Origin of the sequence: Citrifermentans bemidjiense Bem (assembly GCF_000020725.1) — a bacterium.
Lineage (GTDB): Bacteria > Desulfobacterota > Desulfuromonadia > Geobacterales > Geobacteraceae > Geomonas > Geomonas bemidjiensis.
In genome coordinates, this window is sequence record NC_011146.1 from 251,728 (window position 1) to 274,125 (window position 22,398).

Consider the following 22,398-nt stretch of genomic DNA (forward strand, 5'->3'; position numbering starts at 1 on the left):
TCTCCCCTGACCAGGTCTTTCGGTGGCGGTTTCCTTACTTAAATGACTTTTCGGCCTCCCCCGTTTTTTCTTTATAAATATTTCTGCTCTCAGGGCAAAAGTTGCCACCCATCTTTGTGGAAAATCGGCCCCGTTTTTGCTATGCTCAACCGGTGTTCGCGCCACCCACCACCCGAGAAAGGCCCTGTCTCTAGCGATGACCATACCCGTACCCGAATACCTGAAGAGCATTAAGGAAAAACTCGCCCCCGAAAAGAGCCGGTTGAGCCTCGCGGGGGTGGACGGCTCCGCCCCTGCTTATCTCTTGTCGCGGCTCATGACCGAGTCCGGCCCCCCCTTGGTGGTTATCACCTCTGACCAGGAGAGCGCAGACGAGCTTGCCCGCGAGCTCCGCTTTTTCAGCTGCAGCCACAACGCGGTACTCCCCTTCCCCGGCTGGGACGTCACCCCCTTCGAGGCAGCGAGCCCCCACCCGGACCTCGTGGGGGAGCGGCTGAACGCTCTTTTGCGCCTTATGGACGGCGGCGCCCGGGCCGTCGTGGTGCCGCTTGCCGCCGCGCTGCAGCGGGTGATTCCGCGCGAGACTTTGGGGGGCGTCTGCCAGTACCTTGTGGCCGGCGAGGAACTCGAGCGCGAGACCCTGGTCGAGAAGCTGGTGAAGCTAGGCTACTCCCACGTCCCCATCGTCGAGGACCGCGGCAGCTTCTCGGTGCGCGGGGGGATCCTGGACATATTCCCCCCCGACCAGGAGAGGCCGGTGCGCATCGAATTCTTCGGCGACCTGGTCGAGACCATGCGCCTTTTCGACCCGGCCACCCAGCGCTCGCTGGAGCCTCTTGACGAACTGGTGCTGCTCCCCTCCCGCGAGGTGATCCTGTCGGAGGGGGTGGTCAAGGAGTTCACGCCGAGATTGAAGCGGCGCTGCGACCACTTGGGGATCGGGGCCGACCGGCGCCGCGAGCTTTTGGAGCAGTTGCAGCACGCCATCTATCCCCCCGGTGTGGATTTCCTGCAGCCGCTTTTCCACCCGGGGCTGGAGACGCTCTTCGACTACGCAGGCCCCGGCGCTACCCGCGTCCTCGTCGACCCGGCCGCCATAGCGGAGGCGTGCGAGCGCTTCGAAGCGGATCTCGCCAAGGCGGCGGCCCGCGCCGAGCTGCGCGACGCCATCACCTGCGACCCCGCCGACCTCTACCTCGCCCCCGAAGAGTTTCACGACACGCTGAACGCCGGGCGCCGCCTGGAGTTCCCCCGCCTGGAGCTAGCCGGCGAAGGGGGGGAGACCCTCCGCCTCAGATGTGTCGCCAACAGCGACCTGAAGCTAGGGGTGAGCCCTGAGGGGGATCGGGTCCTGGCACCCTTGACCGAGAAGATGGTGACCTGGATCGCGGCGGGAAACCGCGTGCTGGTCCCGTGCCACCAGGCGGGACAGGCCAGAAGGCTCTACGAGCTCCTTTCGCATTACCGCCTCCCGCTCGACTCCACCCAGGACTGCTTCGCGGACGTGGCCGCGCGTCCCCCCGGCCGTGTCGAGATCCTGACCGGGGAGATCTCCCGCGGTTTCAGGCTTGAGGAAGAGCGCCTGGTCGTGGTCGCCGAGGAGGAGATCTTCGGCAAGAGGGTGAAGCGGCGCGGGCTCTCCGAGGTGAAGAAGCAGCAGCTGCTTACCTCGCTTGCGGAGCTTAAGCCGGGCGACCACATGGTGCACGTCGACTTCGGGGTAGCCATCTACCGCGGGCTCCAGCACCTGAGCCTCACCGGGCTGGAGGGGGACTTCCTGCTCCTGGAGTACGCCGGCGGCGACAAGCTCTACCTCCCGGTGGACCGCATCAACCTGGTGCAGCGCTACGTGGGAGCCGAGGGGATCGAGCCGAGGCTCGACCGTCTCGGCGCGGCGGGTTGGGAAAAGGCCAAGGCGAAGGCCAGGGCCGAGGTGCAGGAGATGGCGGCAGAACTCCTGAAGATCCACGCCGCGCGCGAGGTGCAGCAGGGTTTCAAGTTCTCCCCCGCCGACGACATGTACCGCGCCTTCGAGGCCTCCTTCGCCTTCGAGGAGACCCCGGACCAGGCCCAGGCCATAGACCAGGTGATCGCGGACATGGAAAGCCCGCGCCCCATGGACCGGCTGGTCTGCGGCGACGTCGGCTACGGCAAGACCGAGGTGGCCATGCGCGCCGCCTTCAAATCGACCTTGGACGGGAAACAAGTGGCGATCCTGGTCCCCACCACGGTCCTCGCCCAGCAGCACGCCGAGAGTTTCGCCTCGCGCCTCAAGGATTACCCGGTCCGGGTGGAGATGCTCTCGCGCTTCAGGACCCCCCAGCAGCAAAAGCAGATCCTGGAGGGGGTGAAGAAAGGGGAGGTCGACATCGTCATCGGCACCCACAGGCTTTTGCAAAAGGACGTGGTCTTCAAGGACCTGGGACTTTTGATCGTCGACGAGGAGCAGCGCTTCGGCGTGGCCCACAAGGAAAGGCTCAAGCAGTTCCGCGCCGTGGTCGACATACTCACCCTCACCGCTACCCCGATTCCGCGCACCCTCTACATGTCACTTATGGGGATACGCGACCTCTCCATCATCGATACGCCGCCGGTGGACCGGCTCGCCATCAAGACCTTCGTCTCCCGCTCCTCGGACGAGCTGATCCGGGAGGCGGTGCTCAGGGAGCTTAGGCGCGGCGGGCAGGTGTTCTTCGTCCACAACCGGGTGCAGACGATAGGGGCCATGGCCGAGGAACTGAAGCGGATAGTCCCCGAAGCGAAGATCGCGGTGGGGCACGGCCAGATGGCCGAGAAGGAGCTGGAGCAGGTGATGCTCTCGTTCATGCATGGCGAGACCAACCTCCTTCTTTGCACCACCATCATCGAAAGCGGCCTCGACATCCCGACCGCCAACACCCTGATCGTGAACCGGGCCGACACCTTCGGGCTGTCGCAGCTCTACCAGTTGCGCGGCAGGGTGGGGCGCTCCAAAAGCCGCGCCTACGCCTATCTCCTCATCCCCGGCGAGGGGGCCATTTCGCCTGAGGCCCGGGAGCGGTTGAAGATCCTGCAGGAGTTGACCGAGCTGGGGGCGGGGTTCAGGATCGCCACCCACGACCTGGAGCTCAGGGGGGCGGGCGACCTCTTGGGGGCGCGGCAAAGCGGGGACATCGCGGCGGTGGGATTCGAACTCTACACCGAACTTCTGGACGAGGCGGTGCGCACCCTGAAGGGTGAGGCCCTGCCGGAGCGGGTCGAGCCGGAGATCAAGCTCAAGGTTCCCGCCTTCATCCCGGAGGATTACGTACGGGACCCGAACCAGCGCCTGATGATCTACAAGAAGCTGACTCAGCCGACCGACGAGGCCGAGATAGACGATATCCGGGCGGAACTCGCCGACCGCTTCGGCCAGCTCCCCATGGCAGCTGTCTACCTGTTGGAGGTGATGCGCCTGCGGGTGACGCTGAAGCGGCTCCTGGTGAAGGAGATCGAGCTGGCCGGCAACGAGCTGGTCCTCTCCTTCCACGAGCGGACCCCCGTCTCGCCCGACGCCATCATGGCTTTGCTCAGGAAGGAGAAGGGGAAATACCGGTTCACGCCGGACTTCCGCCTATACGCGCGCCTGGCCGACGGCTCCTTCGAGGGGGTCCTTTCCGAGGCCAGAAATCTCTTGAAATGCCTAGGCTGATATGCTAGCGTTCGACCGCATTTGAATACACTTACATTTTTTGGAAAAAGGAGCTAACCGTGCATTTCACCAAGACCGCCGCAGTGCTGTTACTCGCGCTTTGCGTAGCCGCGACCGGATGCAAGCAAAAGGCAGAGAGCGAAGCTAAGAAGGGACCGGGTAACGGTATCGTTCTGGCAGAGGTCAACGGCGCGAAGATCACCGATAACGACTTCTACAAGGAGCAGGCCGCTCTCCCCCCCTACCTCAAGCCGATGACCGAGACCCCGGAAGGGAAAAAGGAGATGCTGGACACCATGGTGGTGCGCGAGCTGATCCTGCAGCAGTCTAAAAAAGAGGGCATCGACAGCAGCGCTGAAGTGGCGGCGAAGCTCGAAGACCTGAAAAAGCGCGTCATCGTCGAAGCTTTCCTCAAGAAGAAGGTCGAAGAGTCCGGCAACATCAGCGACGCCGACATGAAGGCCTTCTACGAGAAGAACAAGGAAAAGTTCCAAAGCGGCGCACAGATCAGGGCGAGCCATATCCTGGTCAAGAGCGAAGCCGAGGCTAAAGATATCCAGAACCAGCTGAAAAAGGGCGCAAGCTTCGAGGAGCTGGCCAAGAAACACTCCATAGACGGCGCAGCGCAAAAAGGTGGGGATCTCGGGTGGTTCAGCAAAGGCTCCATGATTCCCGACTTCGAGAAGGTCGCCTTCGGCCTGAAGGAGGGGGAGACCTCCGGGATCGTCAAGACCCAGTTCGGCTACCACATCATCAAGAAAACCGGCGACCGCCCCGCAGGTGCACGCTCCTTCGAGGATGTGAAGGACCAGATCAAGGCGGCCATGGTGCCGGAAAGGCAGCAGGAGACCTTCAAGAAGCTCAAGGACGAGCTCAAGAAGAACGCCAAGCTTAACATCAAGGAAGATGCCCTGAAGGAGCTGAAAAGCGCGCCGGCAGAAGGGGGCAAGGGAGCGGGCGCCGCACCCGGGGCAGAGCCCGCGAAACCGGCACAGCAGCCGGCACAGCAGCCGGCACAGCCCAAGGCGCGCTAGCGCCTGCAGGAACCAGGCAGCACCAACGGCGGCCGGGCATGAGCCCGGCCGTTTTTACTAACCGGCAGCAAAAGCAATAGAGAGAGCATCATGTCCAAGATCATTATCGGCATCGCCGTGCTGGCGCTTTTGGCGCTGCACCCCGCAGCATCCACCGCGAAACAGGTAAGCGGCATCGCCGCCATCGTCAACGACGAAATCATCACCACCCAGGAACTGGACAAGGAGTACCTCCAGATCCAGAAGGACGCGGACAAGGTTCCCGGCTCCGACAAAAGCGGACTTCGGGGAGCGGCGTTGAACCGCCTCGTCGAGAGGAAACTGATCGAGCAGAAGATCCGCGAGCTCAACATCAACGTTTCCGACGAGGAAGTGCGGCTTGCCATAGAGGACGTGAAGAAGCAGAACAACCTGACCCAGGAGAATCTGGAGCAGGCGCTCGTCACCCAGGGGTTGACCCTGGCCCAGTACCGCACCCAGTTGAAGGAACAAATGGAGCGCCTGAGGCTGATGAGCCAGGAGGTCCGCTCCAAGGTCCAGGTGGGGGAGCGGGAGATGCGCGAATACTACCAGGCGAACATCGCCGCCTACGGCGGCAGCGAGGTTTACAGCGCCCGCCACATATTCTTCAAGGTGGACAAGAAGGGGGGCGCCGGGGAGCTCTCCAAGGCTGAAACGCGCGCCAACGAGGTGCTGGCCAAAGCGCGCGCCGGAGAGGATTTCGCGGCTCTGGCCAAGAAGTACTCCGACGACCCGGCGGCAGCCAAAGACGGCGGCGACCTGGGGACCTTCAAGAAGGCCGACATGCTCCCCGAGATAGGGGACACCGTGTCCGCGATGAAGCCTGGCGAGGTGAGCTCCATTGTGCGCAGCCCAGCCGGGCTGCACATCATCAAGCTGGAGGGGAAGAAGCAGGACGCAGGACGCCCCTTCGAGCAGGTGAAGGACTCCATCGAGGACACCCTCTACAAGAAGAAGTCCGACGAGCGCTTCGCCCAGTGGGTAAAGGAGCTTCGTGCCGGCGCAGCCATAGAACTCCGCTAGCTCCTCTCCCGCAACCCACTGATCAACCACAAAAAAAGCCCCTCCCGGAATCCCCGGAGGGGCTTTTTGCTTTCGCTCCTGAAGTTACAACCCTTCTGCCGCCAGTTGCTCCACCAGCTCACGCTGGCGGTGGCTCAGTTTTTCCGGGACATGAACCGCGATCCTCACGTACATGTCGCCGCGTGCCTGCTCCCCGACCAGAGGGAACCCGAGCCCCTTGAGCCTCACCTTGGTACCCGCCTGGATGCTGGCCGGTATCTTGATCCGCTTGGCGCCGGACATGGTGGGGACCTCGATGTATCCACCGAGCACCGCCTGGGAGAATTTCACCTCGTGGTTCAGCACCAGGTCGGCCCCCTCGCGGGTAAAGAGCGGATCCGCCCCCACAGTCACGGTGAGATAGAGGTCCCCGGAGTTCCCTCCCATGCGCCCCGCGCCTCCCCGCCCGGCGACCCGGAGCTTCGCACCGCTCTCGATCCCCGCCGGGATCTTCACCGACAGTTCCTCGCGGGCGCCGTCGCGCATGAAGGCGACACGCTTCTCGGCCCCGTCGTACGCCTCGCGGAAGGTAACCTGGATCTCCATGGAGAAGTCCTCGCCCCTTACCGCCATCCGCCCGTGCCCGCCGCCGCGCTGGCGCCTTAGGGCGTCGCCGAAGATACGGGAAAAGATGTCGTCGGTGCCGAACCCCTGGTCGCGGAACATGTCGTCGACGTTGAACCCCCTGAAGATGTCCTCCTGGGAGAATTTCTGATGGAAGTTGGTGGAACCGAACTGGTCGAATTGCTCCTTCTTCTTGGGATCCGACAGGACCGCGTACGCCTCGTTTATCTCCTTGAAGCGCTCCTCGGCCTGTTTGTCTCCCGGGTTCTTGTCTGGGTGGTATTTCACGGCGAGTTTGCGGTAGGCCCGCTTTATCTCGTCGACAGAGGCCCCTTTCTTTACGCCAAGGACCTCGTAATAATCTCTTTGTGCCATGGGTGACGTCCTTTCTTATTGCTGTGGGATAAGCTGTCCAGAATGTAATAGCTGGAACAAAGGTTGTCAACATGTTGTAAACCTTGACAAGCTGCGGCAGCCGGGCTTATATAAGCGCGTGATTAACGACTCTTTAACGCGAGGAGCTGTCAGATGAAGCAATTCGACGCCATCGTCATAGGTGCAGGAATCAGCGGACTCAGCTTTGCCAACTACTCTGCTGCCGCGGGACTGAACACGCTGGTCCTGGAGAAGAGCGGCCGGGTGGGCGGGTGCTTCCATTCGCACCGCTTCGACGGTGAAGCGGCTGGCTTCTGGCTCGAACTGGGGGCGCACACCTGTTACAACTCCTACCAGGGGTTGATCGGGCTTATGGAGCGGCACGGCATGATGGAGAGCATCCTGGCCAGGGAGAAAGTCTCCTTCAAGATGCTTGTCGACAACGAGATAAAGAGCATAACCTCGCAACTCTCCTTCCCCGAGCTGTTCGGCTCCGCATGGCGGATCTTCACCCTTAAAAAAGAGGGGGAGAGCGTCGCCTCCTACTACGGGCGCATCGTGGGGCGCAAGAATTACGACCGGGTCTTCGCACCGGCTTTCAACGCGGTCATCTCGCAGCGCGCCAACGACTTTCCCGCCGACATGCTCTTCAACAAGCGACCCAGGAGAAAAGACGTCATCAAGAGCTTCACCCTGCAGGGGGGGCTCAACACCGTGATCGACAAGCTCTCCGCCGCTGCCGGCATCACCGTTGTAACCGGCGCCGAGGTGGCCCGGGTGGCGCAGGGGGGGAAAGGTTACGTCGTTGAACTCGCCGGCGGCGAGGGTTTCGAGGCGCCGCGGCTGGTTTTGGCCACCCCGCCCCCCGCATCCGCGCAACTTTCCGGCGAGATCTCCCCCGAACTCTCCCGCCTCTTCACGCAGATCAAGGTGGAGAACATAGAGACGGTAGGTGCCGCGGTCAAGAAAGGGAAGCTGACGCTCCCCTCCATGGCCGGCATCATCCCCATCGGCGAGAACTTCTATTCCGCCGTTTCCCGGGACACCGTGCCGCACGACAGTTACCGCGGCTTCAGTTTCCACTTCAAGTCCGGGGGAGGGGCGCTGGAGGCTAAGCTCAAACGGGTGGCAGCAGTGCTGCGCGTGAAACCGGAAGACCTCGAACAGGTAGTGCAGCGGGAAAGCCAGCTCCCATCGCCGGTGGTCGGGCACAAGGCGCTGACCGACCGGATCGACCAGATCACCTCCGGCCAGAAGCTGTACGTCACCGGCAACTACTTTGCCGGCATGGCCATAGAGGACTGCATCGTGCGGTCGAGAAAAGAATATGAGAGGTTCACGGCAGCGCTTTAGCGCTCGCAGTTGGACTATCGGACAGTACCGTAAGAAAAGGCCTCCCCCACCTCAGGTGATGCGGAGGCCTTTTTGCGTCCGCAGGGGCTTGAGGCCTGTGTGGTAGAATCTGGAACTTCGCGTGAACGCGGTAAAGGTTCAGGCGCGGGGAGGGAGTCGTCATGGAAAATGAGGCGCTGATACCGGCCCATGGCGGGTATCGCAACCTGAAGAGTTTTCAGGTGGCACAACTGGCCTATGATGTGACGGTCAGGTTTTGCGACCGCTACATAGGCAAAAGCAGCCGGACCCACGACCAGATGGTCCAGGCGGCGCGCAGCGGCGTGCAGAACATCGCCGAAGGGAGCCAGGCTTCAGGCACCTCGAAAAAGACCGAGATGAAACTCACAAGTGTGGCTCGCGCCAGCCTCGAAGAGCTGCGCCTGGACTACCAGGATTTTCTGCGCCAGCGGGGGCTTCCCCTGTGGGACCGCTCCGACCCGCGCCGCCTTGCGCTGATAACCAGGAGGTGCCGAACGGCTGACGAGGTGGCACGGTGGGTGGTGGAAACCAGGAATGGACACAATGGACTGAGTGGACGCTGTGGACATGGACCTGATGGACCTGATGGACCTGATGGACCCTGTGCGGCAACTGAGTCCATAAAGTCCACAGGGTCCATTGGGTCCAGGTCCATTGAGTCCACCAGGTCCACTGGCACTGCTCGCTCCGGCTACGCGGAGGTTGCGGCCAATGCCGCTCTCACGCTCATCGCGGTGGCTTGCTCGCTGCTGGAAAGACAGCTCGCCGCCCAGGCGGCGGCTTTCCAGAAAGAGGGAGGCTTCACCGAACGCCTCTACCGCACCCGCACCAGCTCCAGAAAGAACCCTTGACCGCCCCCTACGACCCCAGATACCAAGCGCCACACCCCAACAGCGCATAGAGCGCGACCCCGGACGGCCTGGAAAAGGCGACCTTGAAATCCTGCCCGGACGGCACTGAGCTGTAGCAAAAAACGTAGATGACGGCATACATGAGCAGGGTATGCCACAGATCAGCCGGAAACCAACGTCCCCACTGCAGGTAAAGATAGTAGGCGACCATGTTCAACAGCAAAGGGGCCAAGGCCGAAGGGAAGGCGGAAATCATCCCGGGGCGGCTGATGGTGACGGAACCAAGCACCCACCTCTCCCTTCCCTCGCGCCGCGGCAAGATGCTGAACCCCACGGGCCTGCCGCCGCTCACGGCGGCAACAATTAGGTGGGACAACTCGTGCAAAAGCGTCCCCGGCAGCGCCCAGCAAATCTGCCAAAAGGCCCCTGCCCGGCCAACCCTTCCCTGCAGCACCGCCAGCAGTATCACCAGCAGCACCCCTGAAAAATGATGCCAACGCTCCGGATCCATCTCCCCCCCTCGACAAATGAGCGCGCAGCATAACCTGATTCAGCCATCGTGACAACCGCGCAAATGAAAAGGAGCGGTTGCCCGCCCCCTCGCTCTCTGCTATGGTTTACCCGTTCATGAAAGGCGGGACCCGCAGTCGTTCATGCTGCGCCAATTCGCCCCAATCTATAAAGCAGAAGCAGACAGGAGGACGCATGTTTTTGGAAGGACAACCCGCACCTAATTTCTCCCTGCAGGGAAGCGATGCGAAAACCCACACTCTCAAGGATTACGCCGGAAGAATCCTGGTCCTCTTCTTCTATCCGAGGGACAACACGCCCGGCTGCACCGCAGAGGCGGTCGGATTCGCCAAACTGCAGCCGCTGTTCGAGCAACTGGGCGCGGTGCTGGTAGGGGTGAGCAAGGATTCACTCAAATCACACGCGAAATTCAGCGCCGACTTCAAACTCCCCTTCACCCTGCTCTCCGACCCAGATGCTTCCGTGATGAAGGCCTACGGCGCCTATGGGGAGAAGCAGCAGTACGGCAAGACCACCATAGGCAGCATCCGCTCGACCGTGGTCATCTCCCCCGACGGGATGGTGATCAAGCACTGGCCCAAGATTCCCAAGGCATCGGAACATCCGGACAAGGTGCTGGATTTTTTCAAGATGCTGGCCAAGGGAAGGTAGCGTCAGGGCCTAGGCCAAAGTAAGGGCGAAGCGTCGAAGGCTCCCGGGGATGAACCTCGGGGGCCTTTCCCGTGTTGAGAGCCCCCCCTCTTGCCCCATCTGACCCCATGATTATCTTCGAAACTGCACCTTTATTTCAGTACAGTTTCTCCGTATCCTGCATCAGTACCATGCCCGGGACAAAAGTTCGACGCCCCGATCTATGACGTCCGGTTTTACGCCGCCAAAGCCCAAGACGACCCTGCTGCAACTGCCCACTTCTTCGGCACAGGTGGCGGAATAGGGAAATAGCTCGATCCCCTTGCTCCTGGCTCGTGAGATGAGCTCTTTTTCGCTCAGGTCGTGCTGGGAGAGTTCCAGCACCATGTGCAGTCCCGCACCCTGTCCGAGTACAAGGGCTTTGGGGCCGAAATGGGTCTCGACCGCCCGCAGCATGGCATCGTGCTTCTTTTGGTAGAGAGTGCGCATCCGCCGCAGGTGCCGATCCCAGTCCCCCTGCTCCATGAACCTGGCAAGGGTCGCCTGCTCCAAAAGGGAGACGGTGCAGGCATAGTCGCGGAAAAGCCGCCGATAGGCGGATAGCAGCGCGTAAGGCAGCACCAGGTAACTGACGCGCAAAGCCGGCGACAGTACCTTGGAAAAGGTTCCGAGATAGACGATGTTCCCGTCGGGGTGCAACCCCTGCAGCGAGGGGATCGGTTTGCCGTGATAGCGAAGCTCGCTGTCGTAATCGTCCTCGATCACCAGCCGGTCCCCCGCATTCGCCCATTCGATCAGGCTGAGCCGGTTGGCGATGGGCATCACGCATCCGGTTGGGAACTGATGCGAGGGTGTGACGTAGACAAGGGTGGCGCCGCTCGATTCCAGGGCATCGAGGTCGAGGCCTCCGGAGCCAACAGCTATGGGAACTGTCTCGAAGCCGTGGTTGCGGAAAATTGACCTGGGAAGGTGGAAGCCCGGGTTTTCGACCGCCACCGCCGGCCGCCGCTCTTTCAAGATCTGTGCAACGAGGTCGAGGCTCTGCTGGAGACCGGAGCAGATCACCACTTGCTCAGGGTCGCAGGCCACTCCGCGTGACCGCTCGAGGTAACGCCGGATACTGGAGCGCAGCCTCAGCTCGCCCTGGGGGGCGCCGTACTGGGCCAGCGCGCTGCGACTCTGGCGCAATGAGTCCAGGAAGCATCTGCGCCATAACGATGTGGGAAAGGTGTCCGGGTCTAGCCGCGCGGGGTGGAAGTCGATGCTCCCCTTTGGTTCAGGCTCGGGGAGGTGGGCGCGCTGCTCCTTTATGCGGGGCGACGGCAAAGGCAGGGCATCCGGCGCCAGCGCGGAAACGAAATAACCGCTGCGCGGCTTGCTGTAGATATACCCTTCCGCACAGAGTTCAAGGTAGGCGTTTTCGACGGTGTTTCGGCTGATGGAGAGCTCGGCGGCCAACTCCCGGACCGAGAGCAGCTTTGAGTGAGATGGCAGCTTCCCGGAGAGGACGCCCGCTTTCATCTGATCATAGAGTTGCGTGTACAGCGGCAGCTTGCTGTGATGGTCCAGGATGAACATAAGGCTCCAGATCCATAGGCAGAGGGTTTCCGGCAACCACGGCAGTGTAATGCAGCGGCCATATTTGCGTCAAACGCAATCTGCACCCCTCGTCGGGGCGGATCCAGCTGTAAAAGCAGGGGGCAGTACAGCAGGGAGAGGGCAAGCAGACATCCTCACCTCAACGAACCAGCAGCAGACAAAACAGAAAAAATGGAGGTTCACATGTTTTCAGAAAAACTTCTCGACGTAATTAAGCATCCAGGCGTGGCAGCCATTGCCACCCAGGGCGAAGATGGGCCGCACCTGGTGAACACCTGGAACAGCTACCTGCAGCTGCCACGGGAGGGATGCCTCCTGATTCCTGCAGGGTACATGCACCGGACCGAGGCCAACCTCGCGCGCGACAACCGCGTCCTGCTCACCGTCGGGAGCCACGAGGTGGCGGGGAAGATGGGTCCGGGAACAGGCTTCCTGCTCAAGGGGACCGCAGCCTTTGTCTCGTCCGGGCCGGACTTCGACACCATCAAGGCGAAGTACGCCTGGGCCAGGGGGGCGTTGGTAGTTGCGGTAGAGTCGGCTACCCAGACGCTCTAAAAAGCCGGGGGAACAACGGTCTGGTCCCGCAGTCCACAGACGCTGGCAGCGAGCAGACAGATAAGAGCGGACCCCCTCAGCATAAATTGAAAGCCCCCGGCAATTGCCGAGGGCTTTCAATTTCTTTACCTGCCGTACGGCAAGACTCTTTTGCCGCTAGCGCGGTACACGACTGTGGCCGGCGATCAGCCGGCTGTCAACAGTGCGACCTCGTCCAACGGCGCCGCGCCTGCCGCAAAGGCGCGCTTCCAACGTCGATGCACCCAGTACCACTGGGTCGGGTGCGCCACTACGAAATCCTCCACGTACCGGGACAACGCCTGGATGTCGCTGGTGATTCCCGCCTCGCTCTCGTCGCTGCTGAAGCGGTACTCCGGATGGAAGGTTATTACCTGCCGCCCCTCCTCACGATGGATGAAGACGGGCACCACCGCGGCTCCGCTCGCCCTGGCAATGATCACGGGAGCCTTGGAGGCCCAAGCCTGCCGCCCCATCACCTCGATGAGCACTCCTTCTTCGGGGAGGACAGCCTGGTCAGCCAGGATCCCTACCAGTTCCCCTTTCTTGAGGGCTTTCAGTATCCCCCTCAGTGCCCCCTGCTTGTCCAGGACGCGGCTGTTATAGCGCATGCGCATCCGGGTGATCATCTTCTCCAGAAAAGGATTCTTCTGGCGCCGGGCCACTACCACGCCGTCGCCGAAAATGCTCCCCAGCGCCAGCGCCATCACTTCCCAATTCCCGCAATGGCCGCTGAAGCAAACCACCCCTTTTCCTTTGCCCTTGGCGCGGTCCAGATTTTCCCGGCCGCGCAGTTCGATGACGTCCAGCACACCTTCTTCACGGCCGTGGTAGAGCCGGCTGATCTCGACCAGATTGCGACCAAGGTTCCTGAAGTTTTGGTGCGCCAGTTCTTCAACGGGTGGATTTTGAGGGTTCCAGAGGGGGTGGGCCTGCATGAAAGGAAGCGCGCGGCTGATGTTATCCACAGCCACATCGAGACGTCGCGGGAGGATCCGGGGGATGAACGCCCCTCCCCAAGCGCCGAATCGTCGGCTCAAGGATATCGGCAGGCTGCTGGCGAGGAGGGTTAGTCCATAAAAAATAGCTGACTGGAGGGCCCACCAAGCGAAAACCGGTGCAACTGCCGCGCGATTAGGTACGCGTGGTGCCTGATTACTCACAACGCTCCTCCTTGGAAGGGAGCCTGGAAGCCGACGCTTGCCAGGCGCTTGCCAAGAGGCGGGTGCTTTAATTACTGCGATTCCGGCTGCACCATAGACCATAAATCTTCAACCTACAACCGAAAAAGGTGGGGCCGTATTCGACATCACTTTGGCTGCAGTCTTTCCCGATTTGAAATAACGAAGGCCCTTGGCGCGTGCCAAGGGCCTTTTCACTGGAATCTGCTACGTCCCGCCGGTCACCCGCTGACACGAGGAGGGCCGGGTTTACGATGCTTCCAATCCCCGTGGCGAAAAGCTTTGAAAGTGCCCGCTACCACTTCTGCCGGAATGGTCAAAAACCATATCGTCAGTACGATGGCTACGATCGCCAGGATTATGAGTATTAACGTTGTCATAATGAACCTCCTGCTTTTCCCTCCTAATAAGACCTTACCATAACCCCATTCACATGAACAAGCGCGGCCGCAGTCGCAGGATAGAGCTGTTTTTCGGGGCGCCCGGACGATGTGCAGTTCGGGAATCTACGGTATGATTCCTAACTGTTCGCCCGAGGCGGGGGGCTTGGCCGCGGGCAAGGAGGCTTCATCATGCAGGACACCAAAGAGACACCGGATAAGTTGCAGCGAGACCTCGATTACCTGATGGACTGCCTCGCCGAGATGTTTTCGGGGCTTCAGGAGAAGGAACTGTCCGCCTGCCTGCCGCGAGCGGATTCCCTCGCGCCCGGCGCCGACTGCCGTTTCGTCAGGGCGTGGTCCATAGCTTTCCAGCTCCTCAGCATGGCGGAGGAGAACTTCGCCGTGCAAAGCCGCCGGGCTCTGGAAGCCGAACAAGGACTCGTGGCGGAGCCGGGGCTTTGGGGGCGGGTCCTGGAGCAGATCAAGGAGAGCGGGGTGACCGCAGAGGAGCTTGCCGCAAAGCTCGGCCAGATCCGCGTTGAGCCGGTGCTGACGGCGCACCCGACCGAGGCGAAGCGCGCCTCGGTTCTGCGGCACCTGCGTGAACTGTACCTGCTGCTGGTTAAGCGCGAGAATACCGTTTGGACTCCAGCGGAAAAGGACGACATCCGCGACGATATCGTCGCGATGCTGGAGCGCTTGTGGCGCACCGGCGAGATCCACCTGGAGAAGCCGCACGTACTGAACGAGCTCGCCAGCATGATCTACCACCTGCGCGAGATCTTTCCCAAGGCGATCCCGATCCTCGACCAGAGGATCTGCCGCGCCTGGTCCGAGGCCGGTTTAGCTGGCGCCATCTCCCCCCTCACCACCGCGCTGCCCCGGATAAGCTTCAGCACCTGGGTAGGGGGCGACCGCGACGGGCACCCGCTGGTGACGCCGGAGGTGACGGAGGCGACGCTTAAGGAACTGAGGCTCAACGCGCTCATGCTGATCCACGGCCAGCTCACCACCCTGGGGAGCAGGCTCAGCCTCTCTCGCCGGCTGATCCACCCCTCTGCAGGTCTGCAAAGACGGTTGGACCAACTCGCGGCACACTCCGGTCCAGCGGGGAGCGAAGCCCTCAGGCGCAACCCCGAAGAACCCTGGCGCCAGATGGTGAACCTGATCAAGGCAAGGCTCCCGGTCGACGTCACGGGGGAGGAGGAGATCCTATGCGGCGATCTGGGGACACGCTACTGCCACAGCGACGAACTCGCCCACGACCTGCGGCTTTTGAGGGACAGCCTGGTAGCCGCCGGGGCCTCCCGTCTCGCCTTGGCCGACGTGGTCCCGGTGCTGCGCACCGTCGAGGTCTTCGGCTTCCACCTGGCAAGCCTGGATATCCGTCAAAACAGCAGCTACCACGACAAGGCCGTGGACCAGCTGCTGGCCGCAGCCGGCATCTCCGATCACCGCTTTTCGCAATGGAGCGAGGAAAAGCGCCTCGCCTTCCTCGACCAGGAGCTTGCCTCCCCCCGCCCCTTTGTCCGCGCCGACGCGAAGCCGGGCCCCGAGGCGGAGGGGGTGCTAGGATGTTTCCGCGTCCTCGCCGCCCACATAGCCCTCTACGGCACCGATGCCATCGGTCCCCTGATCGTCAGCATGACCCGCAGCGTTTCGGATCTCTTGGTCGTTTACCTCCTGGCCAGGGAGGCCGGTCTCACCGCCGCAGGGGAGGGAGGGGCGGTCTGCCTGCTCCCGGTGGTGCCGCTTTTCGAGACCATCGACGATTTGCGTGGCAGTTCCGCCATATTGGAGGCCTTCCTGGTCCATCCCGCCACCCGCCGCACTCTGGCGCATCTGCATGGCGACCAACCGGTACAGCAGGTGATGGTCGGCTACAGCGACAGCAACAAGGACGGCGGGATTCTGGCGAGCCTGTGGAGCCTGTACCGGGGTCAGGAGGCGATGCTGGAAACTGCTCGGCGCTTAGGCGTGCGGCTGCGGTTTTTTCATGGTCGCGGCGGCACCATCAGCCGCGGGGCCGGTCCCACCAGCCGTTTTCTGCGGGGACTTCCGGAAGGTTCCACCGGGGGCGACCTCCGGCTCACCGAGCAGGGGGAGGTGATTTCCCAGAAGTACTCCAACCCCCTCAACGCGGCCTACAACCTGGAGCTGCTCCTGGCTGGGACGGCAGTGGTGACCCTGCCGCCGCGCCAGCCCGCCATCCCCAAAGAAAGGCTGGAATCGCTCATGGACCGGCTGGCGCAACGAAGCCGCTTCGCCTACGAGCAGTTGCTGGCAGAGCCCGGATTTATCAAGTTTTTTCGGCAGGCGACCCCCATCGACGTCATCGAATGCAGCAGCATCGGATCCCGTCCCGCCCGCCGCAGCAGGTCCGCCACCCTTTCCGACCTGCGCGCCATCCCCTGGGTCTTCAGTTGGAGCCAGGCCCGCTATTTCCTTTCGGGGTGGTACGGCGTGGGGTCTGCGCTGGAAGAGCTGCTGAACGAGGACGAGAGATCCTTTCGCGAGCTGGCCGGCCACAGCCAGTCCTGGACGGCGCTGCACTACATCATCAGCAATACCGCTACCAGTATCGCCACTGCCGACCTGCAGATCATGCAGGCATACGCCGGTCTGGTGCTGGATCAAACGGTGAGGGACCCGATCTTCGCGCTCCTGAAAGGCGAATACCTGCGCACCACGAGAATTCTGGAGGAGATCTACGGCGGAGCGCTCGCCGAGCGCCGGGCCTCGGTGTACACCTCCCTGGCGCGGCGCGAGGGAGCCCTGAAGGTGTTGCACGACCGCCAGATCGACCTGCTGCGCCAGTGGCGGCGCCCCGAGACGCAGCAAAACCGGGCACAATGCGAGGAACTCCTGTTCTGGCTCCTGGAGACGGTAAACGCCATCGCCGCAGGCCTGGGCACCACCGGCTGATAGTCTGAGTCTAAGAAGGTTTACGGCGCGCGAAGGAAGGCGCCGGTCTGCTGCTGGCGGGGTGGAGGGGAGTTGAGTGCAGAAAGGCGGCGGAAGGGTTCTCCTGGACTACGGGTTGACGGTGAACTTCATATTGCGCGAAATTGCGTCTCCTGCTAGTATCACAACGGTTTATTTATGAATGCCTGGGCTGATTTTGCTGTATAGGGTGAGCCGCGTTGTGACAGGATCATGTATTTGTGACAGACTGCAGACGCATCGATCCTGCAGTAAGAGTTGGACAAACGGGGGACAGCTTGAAACAAACAGATCAGAAGGTCGTGGCATCGCCGGAAGAAAGGAGGAGAGACTTTAGATTGACCCCCCTGATCGGCATCTACCTCCTTTGCATGCTCCTCACTCTTTCCCACCTTGGCGAGCCTTATCCCTTTATGGGGAAGATATACACTGGGGATTCCAGCGAATCCTTGATCTTTGTCGACAGCGTCATCTCCTTGTATCTCATAGTAGGGATACTGAAACGGCAAAGGCTAACCCTCTGGCTGCTTATCGCCTATAACTTCCTGGAAAGCGCCAGTGGCATCTCCAACCTGCTTCTGCTCCCTGTCCAGCAGATCATGACTGCTTCGGGTGCAATGGTTCCCGACTACCACTACCGCATCAACGCTTTCTCGGTCTTCGTCTTGTTCCTGCTGCTGAACGTCTTCCTTTATTTCAATCGCGACCGCTTCGATAATAAATCCATCTACTTGTGGTAACCCCGCCGGTCCCGATTGCTCTTTACTGGTCGGCTATAGTCCCGGCGGCTAGCCCGGCATCCCCGCCATGAGCGACATTCTCTCCCTCTTTTTTCTCCCCGCTTGATTCCTAAGCGTCTCCAGAGCCCGGCGGCGTTTGCCCCCCGGTCTTCAAGGTCGCCCGATCATGCACGCCGCGTTTCGCAGGCATTCGATCTGCGGTTTTGAGCTCACGCCAAAGAAAAAGGGCCATGCGGTTGCCATGGCCCTTCTCTCTTTATCGTTTTGTCTGCCTGCTCGGCGCGTTGCGCCCGCCTTGGCAGAGGGATATCTATGCGGTGACCTTGCTGGTGGCAACGGCCTCCTCGGTCTGGGGCTTGTCCTTGATCCATGCCTCGCCGACGGGAAGGTTGATGCCGGATTCGGCATATACGGCAACAGCCATCAGGTAAAGTGCCGAGAATGCACAGATCAGCAGGTCGTAAGCTGCGAAGGTCCCGGCAAGGGCGCTGCCGGTAAATTCTTTGACATCGAGACCGATGAAGCCAAGCAGCAGGGTGAGGAAGATGAAGGCCAATGTCGCATTATGCTTCATGGAGGCGATGAAGAGGATGAAGGTGAAGATGGTCCAGGCCACCAGGTAGAACCCGAGATCGTTGGCGTTGAAGGCCAGGGTCGGGTAGGAGGCGACCAGGGTCGGGTTCTTCCCGAAGATGATCATCAGGCAAAGGGAAATCCAGAAGGCTCCATAACCGGTAAAGGCGCAGAAACCGAAGTTGTTACCGGTCCTCATCTCCATCAAACCGGCGACGAGCTGGGCGGTGCCGCCGAAGCAGAGCCCGAGCCAGAGGACGGGGGCGATACCGCACCATCCCAGGTTGTGGCATTGCAGCACGAATGTTGTCATTCCGAAGCCGGCGAGGCCGACTACTGCAGGATTTCCCAATTTCAGATCACTCATTACATCCTCCCTATTGTTCAAATTTTGCTTCGCGATATGTGGATTCGCTGCCAGCTTAACGGGAAGCAATGAACATACCAATGTTATACTTTTGTGTATTCACAAAATAACACTGTGAAAACGAGGGTTTGGCGTTACAGGGGGAGGGCTCCTGCTCCTGCCGTTTTTGCAGGATTGCGAAAACTCTTTTTCGCTCTTGCGCGGGGATAGGCGAAAAAGGCGGTAAGTTAGCTAGTTCGACGGATCAGGCCGAATCGGGCCTGATTTCGCAAAATTGCGAAACTTCCACTGCTACACCTTGAACCAGGCGACCATGCCATGGAGATCGCCGGCAAGCCGGGAGAGCCCGTCGGAGGATTCCCTGATGCCGCTGCACGAGGCGCGGACCTCGCGCGTCAGCAGGGCGATCTCCTCGACGTTCTCAGAAACTTCGCTGCTTGCGGCAGACTGTTCTTCGGTGGCGGTGGCGATCCTTCGCACCATATCGTTAACCTGATCCACGTACTGTGCGATCCGCTCAATGGCCCCGACGGTCGTGTTGACGCGTGTCAATATGGTCCCCACCGCCTCCCGTTCTTCGCTCATCTTGGCGACCGACCGCCCGACGCTCACCTGCATGTTCTTCACCGTCTGGGTGATCTCGGCGGTGGCGGTGGCTGTCCTTTCCGCAAGTTCCCTCACGCTGTCGGCGACGACGGCGAATCCTCGTCCCTGCTCGCCGGCGCGTGCGGCCTCGATGGCGGCATTAAGCGCCAGCAGGTTCGTCTGGTCGGCGATGTCCCTGATGAGGGTGCCGATCTCGCTGATCTGCGCCGATTGGCCGCCCAGTTCCTCGACCATAACTGCGGTCTCGGTGAAGCTCTGGGCGAAGGCCTGCAACTCGTCGGCCGTAAGCTGCATCGCACCTTTCCCCTCCGCGGCAATCGCCTTCATCGTGTCGGCGGCGTTGGCTGTGTCGGCGGTGTTCTTAGCCATGTCCATCGTGGTCTGGTTCATCTGGGCCATGGTGGCGGCGGATCCGTCCACCCTGCTGGCCTGGCGTTCCGCGCCGGTCTCCAGCGCGCCAGCTGTGGCTGCCATCTCTACCGAGCTGCCGGCAAGGGTGTCGGTGGCCTCTCCGATACTTTTGACCACGTTCCTGATGCTCACCAGCATCCTCGACATGGCATTTTGCACATGTCCCACCTCGTCGTTTCGTGTGGCTGCCAGATCCACGGCAAGATTGCCTTCGGCGACCTCTTCGGCGACCGTGATGAGGTGCTCGATCGGCCCTGTGATGCTGCGGTAGATCCACATCCCCACCAGGGTCCCGATCACTGCGGAGCCGATGGCAATGAGGATGATAAGCATCATGCTGTAGCGGATGGTCCGGTTGACCGTGCCTATGGCAACTTCCTGCCCTTCCTGGGCCACCGACACGGTTTTCTTTCCTTTTTCCGCCTGTTTCGAGACGATATCGCGCAGCTTGATAGCGGCGCTATCCGCCTTCGCCTCAAGTTGCATCTTCTGGTGCAGCTTCTCCAGAATGCCGTTGCGCATGAAGACGGTGTCCCTGATCCCCGCCAGGGAGACTGAAGCCTCCCTTAGTATCCTTGTTTCCCGTGCAGTACCTGCCGTTTTTATAAGTGTCTCCACCGACCTTTCCGCCACGGCAAGCTTCTGGTATTGCTGGCCGAAGTCGGCGGCAATGGCGTCGAGCTCCTTTTCGCTGGTAGCGAGGAACAGCCGGCTGGAAAGGGATTCAAGGGACTTGCCTAAGGAGACGATCTCGGTGTTGGTGGAGAGGACGTTAACGGCGGCGTTTGCTTTGGTGACGTAGCCCGGAAGCCGGGCGGAGAGTTTGCTGACCTGGAGCTGGGATTTGTCGACTTCGTCCTCGATCAAGTCCCACATCTCTGAAAGCGCGGCGTTTGGCTCCTTCATGAGGGCGTCGACCTGGCGCGGGTCCGCCCCCTCTGTACGTGCCTTGATAGCCGTGTTGGCCTTAATCAGGAAATCGGCGAATCCTGATCCTAGCGCCTTGTTATTCTTAATGTTGCCGTTTTGCTGGATCCTGGTCAGCGTCCCCGCGAAACGGTCGTGTAAAGCCTTCTTTTCGGGCGTGCGGAGTATATCGTAGAAGATGAACTGCAGATCCTTCAGGGATACCTTCAGGGTTTCGATGCTGGCGAGCTTCTTCGACAACTTGTCGGCATCCTCGTTGGCGCTTGAGTAGGCGGCGGAACTCGACTGCTGCAGCGATCGGACCTTGTTCTCCAGCTCCCGGATCTTGCCATTGGCTTCCTGGGCCTTCTGTACGATGACCGCACGGGCCTCGCCGGATTCCTTTTCCGATTTAAGCTTCGCAGCCATGGTGGAGAAAAGCTCCTGAGCGACGCCGTTCAATTCCGCCGACGCTTCGAGTTTCTCCCCCGAGATTTTCTCCAGCCGCTCCAGGGTCTTTTGGACCTCCTCCAGCGATTTCTCCGCCTCTTTTTTGGCCGCGGCATATGCTAGATCGTCATGTGCCGCGCCCACCTTAATCAGGTCCGCGGTCGCACCCTGAAGTGCGCGTTGGAATTCGACGGTTCTGACCTGGTAGGGGGTGCTCTTCTCGGTGAGGTAGGAAAGTTTTCCCTTGATCGAGGTCATGCTGAAGAAACTGCTGACGGAAACTGCGCCGACAGCAACCAGTACTATGCATGAGTTCAAAATCAGTTTTGCTTTTATAGTCACGTAAAGGCTCCTTTTGAGCGTGGGATTGCACCTGTCTATTTCCACGCGCATTGTACGGTTATCGGTGGCAATCGTCGGTTTCTTGAGAGGAAACAGATGTGACATTCGCGAAGGCCGTGAGGCGAAATGGAGTATTCCCGCTCGAGACAAAAGCCTCGACCGAAAACGACTGCGACAGCGGGCGCTTTTTGGGCGGGTTCACTATTGATAAATAATTAGGATTGTCATAAACTTTGGTCAAAGTTCAAGGCGCTTGAAAAACTGGAGTTATCATGGCAGTTCTTCGAAGGGTTGTTTCCTTCAGGAAATTTCCTGATCCAATCTTTCAGTACATAGCCGAGTTGGAAGACATCTTCGTGGAACGACTCTGTCTTGATTCGTGTGGGATCGAAGAGTGCATCGGCAAGGACGCACACTATGGACCGGATGACTATGACTTCGTCATGGTTCCGATGGCGAGCGATATTCGTTACTTCAGCGATAACGACCGAGTAATTCCTTGGGTTTTCGACGTTTTCCCCAAAGACTTTGAGCAGTTCAGGCTGGATATAGCCAAGTTCAAAATTGTCTATCTGACCGACACGGCGGTCTGTCGCAGGCTGCAGTCCATGGGGTGCGGCCAGGTTCGCTTCATGCCCTTCTCCGTGTCCGATGCGCATGTCGCAGATGGATGTCCGGTGAAGGATATTGATATCATTCACTATGGCCGCAGAGATACGGTTCTTGAAAGCTACACCGAGACGCTGTTGCGGCAAAATCCTCAGCTGCACTACGTCCGGACCGAGTACGACAGCAACAGGAACAGGCACTATTTTCATTCCAATTTTGGGGGGATGGTCGGGTCCAGTGATGTGCGTGACAACTTCTGGAAAGTACTGGAGAGATGCAAGGTAAGTTTGGTGTCAATGCCGGGATTTGACCATGGGAGGCGGGAAGGGCTTCTCACCGTACCGATACGTTACTTTGAGAGTGCGGCAAAGTTCTGTCACATGATTAGCCGTCATCCCGACAGTGGAGATTTTCTATGGCTCGGGATCAGCGATATTGCTGAAAATGTAAGTAGCTATGAAGAGTTTGAACTTGTTACCATGCGTTGTCTGAACAACGCGCTCAGCCCGCAAAAAACCCGCAGCTATGACGAGTTCCTCGCCCACCACGTTGCGAGCAGACGCGCAGACCAGGTCCGGGAGGATGTGGCGTCGCTTTGACCCT

16 protein-coding genes and 1 pseudogene are annotated in these 22,398 nt (G+C 60.5%); 11 read left to right on the top strand and 6 right to left on the bottom strand.

All coding sequences use genetic code 11. The features are described from left to right. Positions 1-196: 196 nt before the first annotated feature. The 4 genes and pseudogenes from mfd (at position 197) to GBEM_RS22160 (ending at position 5,748) form a co-directional block, all read left to right on the top strand. On the top strand, positions 197-3,670 hold the full coding sequence (mfd, locus tag GBEM_RS01075; protein ID WP_012528653.1) for a transcription-repair coupling factor: 3,474 nt from the start codon (positions 197-199) through the stop codon (positions 3,668-3,670). Positions 3,671-3,729: 59 nt separating this feature from the next. Next, positions 3,730-4,704 (top strand): peptidylprolyl isomerase, encoded by a 975-nt coding sequence (locus tag GBEM_RS01080; RefSeq protein WP_012528654.1) that lies wholly within the window; start codon positions 3,730-3,732, stop codon positions 4,702-4,704. Between the two features lie 84 nt (positions 4,705-4,788). Continuing rightward, positions 4,789-5,196 (top strand): annotated as a pseudogene (locus tag GBEM_RS22155) (SurA N-terminal domain-containing protein); the annotation flags it as partial. Between the two features lie 63 nt (positions 5,197-5,259). Beyond that, positions 5,260-5,748, top strand: a complete 489-nt coding sequence (locus GBEM_RS22160; protein WP_318842312.1) for a peptidylprolyl isomerase — start codon at positions 5,260-5,262, stop codon at positions 5,746-5,748. A gap of 84 nt (positions 5,749-5,832) precedes the next feature. Here the strand turns inward: GBEM_RS22160 and GBEM_RS01090 are convergent, their stop codons facing one another. Next, positions 5,833-6,726 carry a DnaJ C-terminal domain-containing protein gene (locus GBEM_RS01090; RefSeq protein WP_012528656.1) on the bottom strand — a complete coding sequence of 298 codons (894 nt, stop codon included), beginning with the start codon at positions 6,724-6,726 and terminating at the stop codon, positions 5,833-5,835. 153 nt (positions 6,727-6,879) lie between these two features. On the opposite strand from GBEM_RS01090, the gene GBEM_RS01095 reads away from it, so the two are divergent. Continuing rightward, positions 6,880-8,079, top strand: a complete 1,200-nt coding sequence (locus GBEM_RS01095; protein WP_012528657.1) for a protoporphyrinogen/coproporphyrinogen oxidase — start codon at positions 6,880-6,882, stop codon at positions 8,077-8,079. A 161-nt stretch (positions 8,080-8,240) separates the two neighbouring features. Further along, the gene (locus GBEM_RS01100) at positions 8,241-8,951 is read left to right on the top strand and encodes a four helix bundle suffix domain-containing protein (RefSeq protein ID WP_012528658.1); all 711 of its coding nucleotides are present in this window, start codon (positions 8,241-8,243) and stop codon (positions 8,949-8,951) included. A 7-nt stretch (positions 8,952-8,958) separates the two neighbouring features. Here the strand turns inward: GBEM_RS01100 and GBEM_RS01105 are convergent, their stop codons facing one another. Next, positions 8,959-9,462 carry a hypothetical protein gene (locus GBEM_RS01105; RefSeq protein WP_012528659.1) on the bottom strand — a complete coding sequence of 168 codons (504 nt, stop codon included), beginning with the start codon at positions 9,460-9,462 and terminating at the stop codon, positions 8,959-8,961. 194 nt (positions 9,463-9,656) lie between these two features. On the opposite strand from GBEM_RS01105, the gene GBEM_RS01110 reads away from it, so the two are divergent. Then, the gene (locus tag GBEM_RS01110; RefSeq protein WP_012528660.1) at positions 9,657-10,133 is read left to right on the top strand and encodes a peroxiredoxin; all 477 of its coding nucleotides are present in this window, start codon (positions 9,657-9,659) and stop codon (positions 10,131-10,133) included. Between the two features lie 162 nt (positions 10,134-10,295). Here GBEM_RS01110 and pdxR read toward each other — a convergent pair whose 3' ends face one another. Continuing rightward, positions 10,296-11,690, bottom strand: a complete 1,395-nt coding sequence (gene pdxR, locus GBEM_RS01115) for a MocR-like pyridoxine biosynthesis transcription factor PdxR (protein ID WP_012528661.1) — start codon at positions 11,688-11,690, stop codon at positions 10,296-10,298. A gap of 204 nt (positions 11,691-11,894) precedes the next feature. On the opposite strand from pdxR, the gene GBEM_RS01120 reads away from it, so the two are divergent. Continuing rightward, complete coding sequence (locus tag GBEM_RS01120) at positions 11,895-12,266, top strand: pyridoxamine 5'-phosphate oxidase family protein (protein WP_012528662.1); 372 nt, start codon at positions 11,895-11,897, stop codon at positions 12,264-12,266. 185 nt (positions 12,267-12,451) lie between these two features. Here GBEM_RS01120 and GBEM_RS01125 read toward each other — a convergent pair whose 3' ends face one another. Further along, on the bottom strand, positions 12,452-13,447 hold the full coding sequence (locus tag GBEM_RS01125; RefSeq protein WP_012528663.1) for a lysophospholipid acyltransferase family protein: 996 nt from the start codon (positions 13,445-13,447) through the stop codon (positions 12,452-12,454). Between the two features lie 590 nt (positions 13,448-14,037). On the opposite strand from GBEM_RS01125, the gene GBEM_RS01130 reads away from it, so the two are divergent. Both GBEM_RS01130 and GBEM_RS01135 read left to right on the top strand, forming a co-directional pair. Continuing rightward, positions 14,038-16,773, top strand: a complete 2,736-nt coding sequence (locus GBEM_RS01130) for a phosphoenolpyruvate carboxylase (RefSeq protein WP_012528665.1) — start codon at positions 14,038-14,040, stop codon at positions 16,771-16,773. A 296-nt stretch (positions 16,774-17,069) separates the two neighbouring features. Then, positions 17,070-17,531, top strand: a complete 462-nt coding sequence (locus GBEM_RS01135; protein WP_012528666.1) for a hypothetical protein — start codon at positions 17,070-17,072, stop codon at positions 17,529-17,531. A gap of 310 nt (positions 17,532-17,841) precedes the next feature. On the opposite strand, the gene GBEM_RS01140 is transcribed toward GBEM_RS01135, so the two are convergent. Then, positions 17,842-18,471 carry an acetate uptake transporter gene (locus GBEM_RS01140; protein WP_012528667.1) on the bottom strand — a complete coding sequence of 210 codons (630 nt, stop codon included), beginning with the start codon at positions 18,469-18,471 and terminating at the stop codon, positions 17,842-17,844. 291 nt (positions 18,472-18,762) lie between these two features. Then, the gene (locus tag GBEM_RS01145) at positions 18,763-21,186 is read right to left on the bottom strand and encodes a methyl-accepting chemotaxis protein (protein WP_012528668.1); all 2,424 of its coding nucleotides are present in this window, start codon (positions 21,184-21,186) and stop codon (positions 18,763-18,765) included. Between the two features lie 272 nt (positions 21,187-21,458). Between GBEM_RS01145 and GBEM_RS01150 the strand changes: the two genes are divergently transcribed. Beyond that, the gene (locus GBEM_RS01150; RefSeq protein ID WP_012528669.1) at positions 21,459-22,394 is read left to right on the top strand and encodes a hypothetical protein; all 936 of its coding nucleotides are present in this window, start codon (positions 21,459-21,461) and stop codon (positions 22,392-22,394) included. Positions 22,395-22,398: the final 4 nt, after the last annotated feature.

Excerpts from the sequence above, each read along its gene's own strand:
- mfd (WP_012528653.1), top strand. The coding sequence starts at position 197 with ATGACCATACCCGTACCCGAATACCTGAAGAGCATTAAGGAAAAACTC.
- GBEM_RS22160 (WP_318842312.1), top strand. The coding sequence starts at position 5,260 with ATGCGCGAATACTACCAGGCGAACATCGCCGCCTACGGCGGCAGCGAG.
- GBEM_RS01090 (WP_012528656.1), bottom strand. The coding sequence starts at position 6,726 with ATGGCACAAAGAGATTATTACGAGGTCCTTGGCGTAAAGAAAGGGGCC.
- GBEM_RS01095 (WP_012528657.1), top strand. The coding sequence starts at position 6,880 with ATGAAGCAATTCGACGCCATCGTCATAGGTGCAGGAATCAGCGGACTC.
- GBEM_RS01100 (WP_012528658.1), top strand. The coding sequence starts at position 8,241 with ATGGAAAATGAGGCGCTGATACCGGCCCATGGCGGGTATCGCAACCTG.
- GBEM_RS01105 (WP_012528659.1), bottom strand. The coding sequence starts at position 9,462 with ATGGATCCGGAGCGTTGGCATCATTTTTCAGGGGTGCTGCTGGTGATA.
- GBEM_RS01110 (WP_012528660.1), top strand. The coding sequence starts at position 9,657 with ATGTTTTTGGAAGGACAACCCGCACCTAATTTCTCCCTGCAGGGAAGC.
- pdxR (WP_012528661.1), bottom strand. The coding sequence starts at position 11,690 with ATGTTCATCCTGGACCATCACAGCAAGCTGCCGCTGTACACGCAACTC.
- GBEM_RS01120 (WP_012528662.1), top strand. The coding sequence starts at position 11,895 with ATGTTTTCAGAAAAACTTCTCGACGTAATTAAGCATCCAGGCGTGGCA.
- GBEM_RS01130 (WP_012528665.1), top strand. The coding sequence starts at position 14,038 with ATGCAGGACACCAAAGAGACACCGGATAAGTTGCAGCGAGACCTCGAT.
- GBEM_RS01140 (WP_012528667.1), bottom strand. The coding sequence starts at position 18,471 with ATGAGTGATCTGAAATTGGGAAATCCTGCAGTAGTCGGCCTCGCCGGC.
- GBEM_RS01150 (WP_012528669.1), top strand. The coding sequence starts at position 21,459 with ATGGCAGTTCTTCGAAGGGTTGTTTCCTTCAGGAAATTTCCTGATCCA.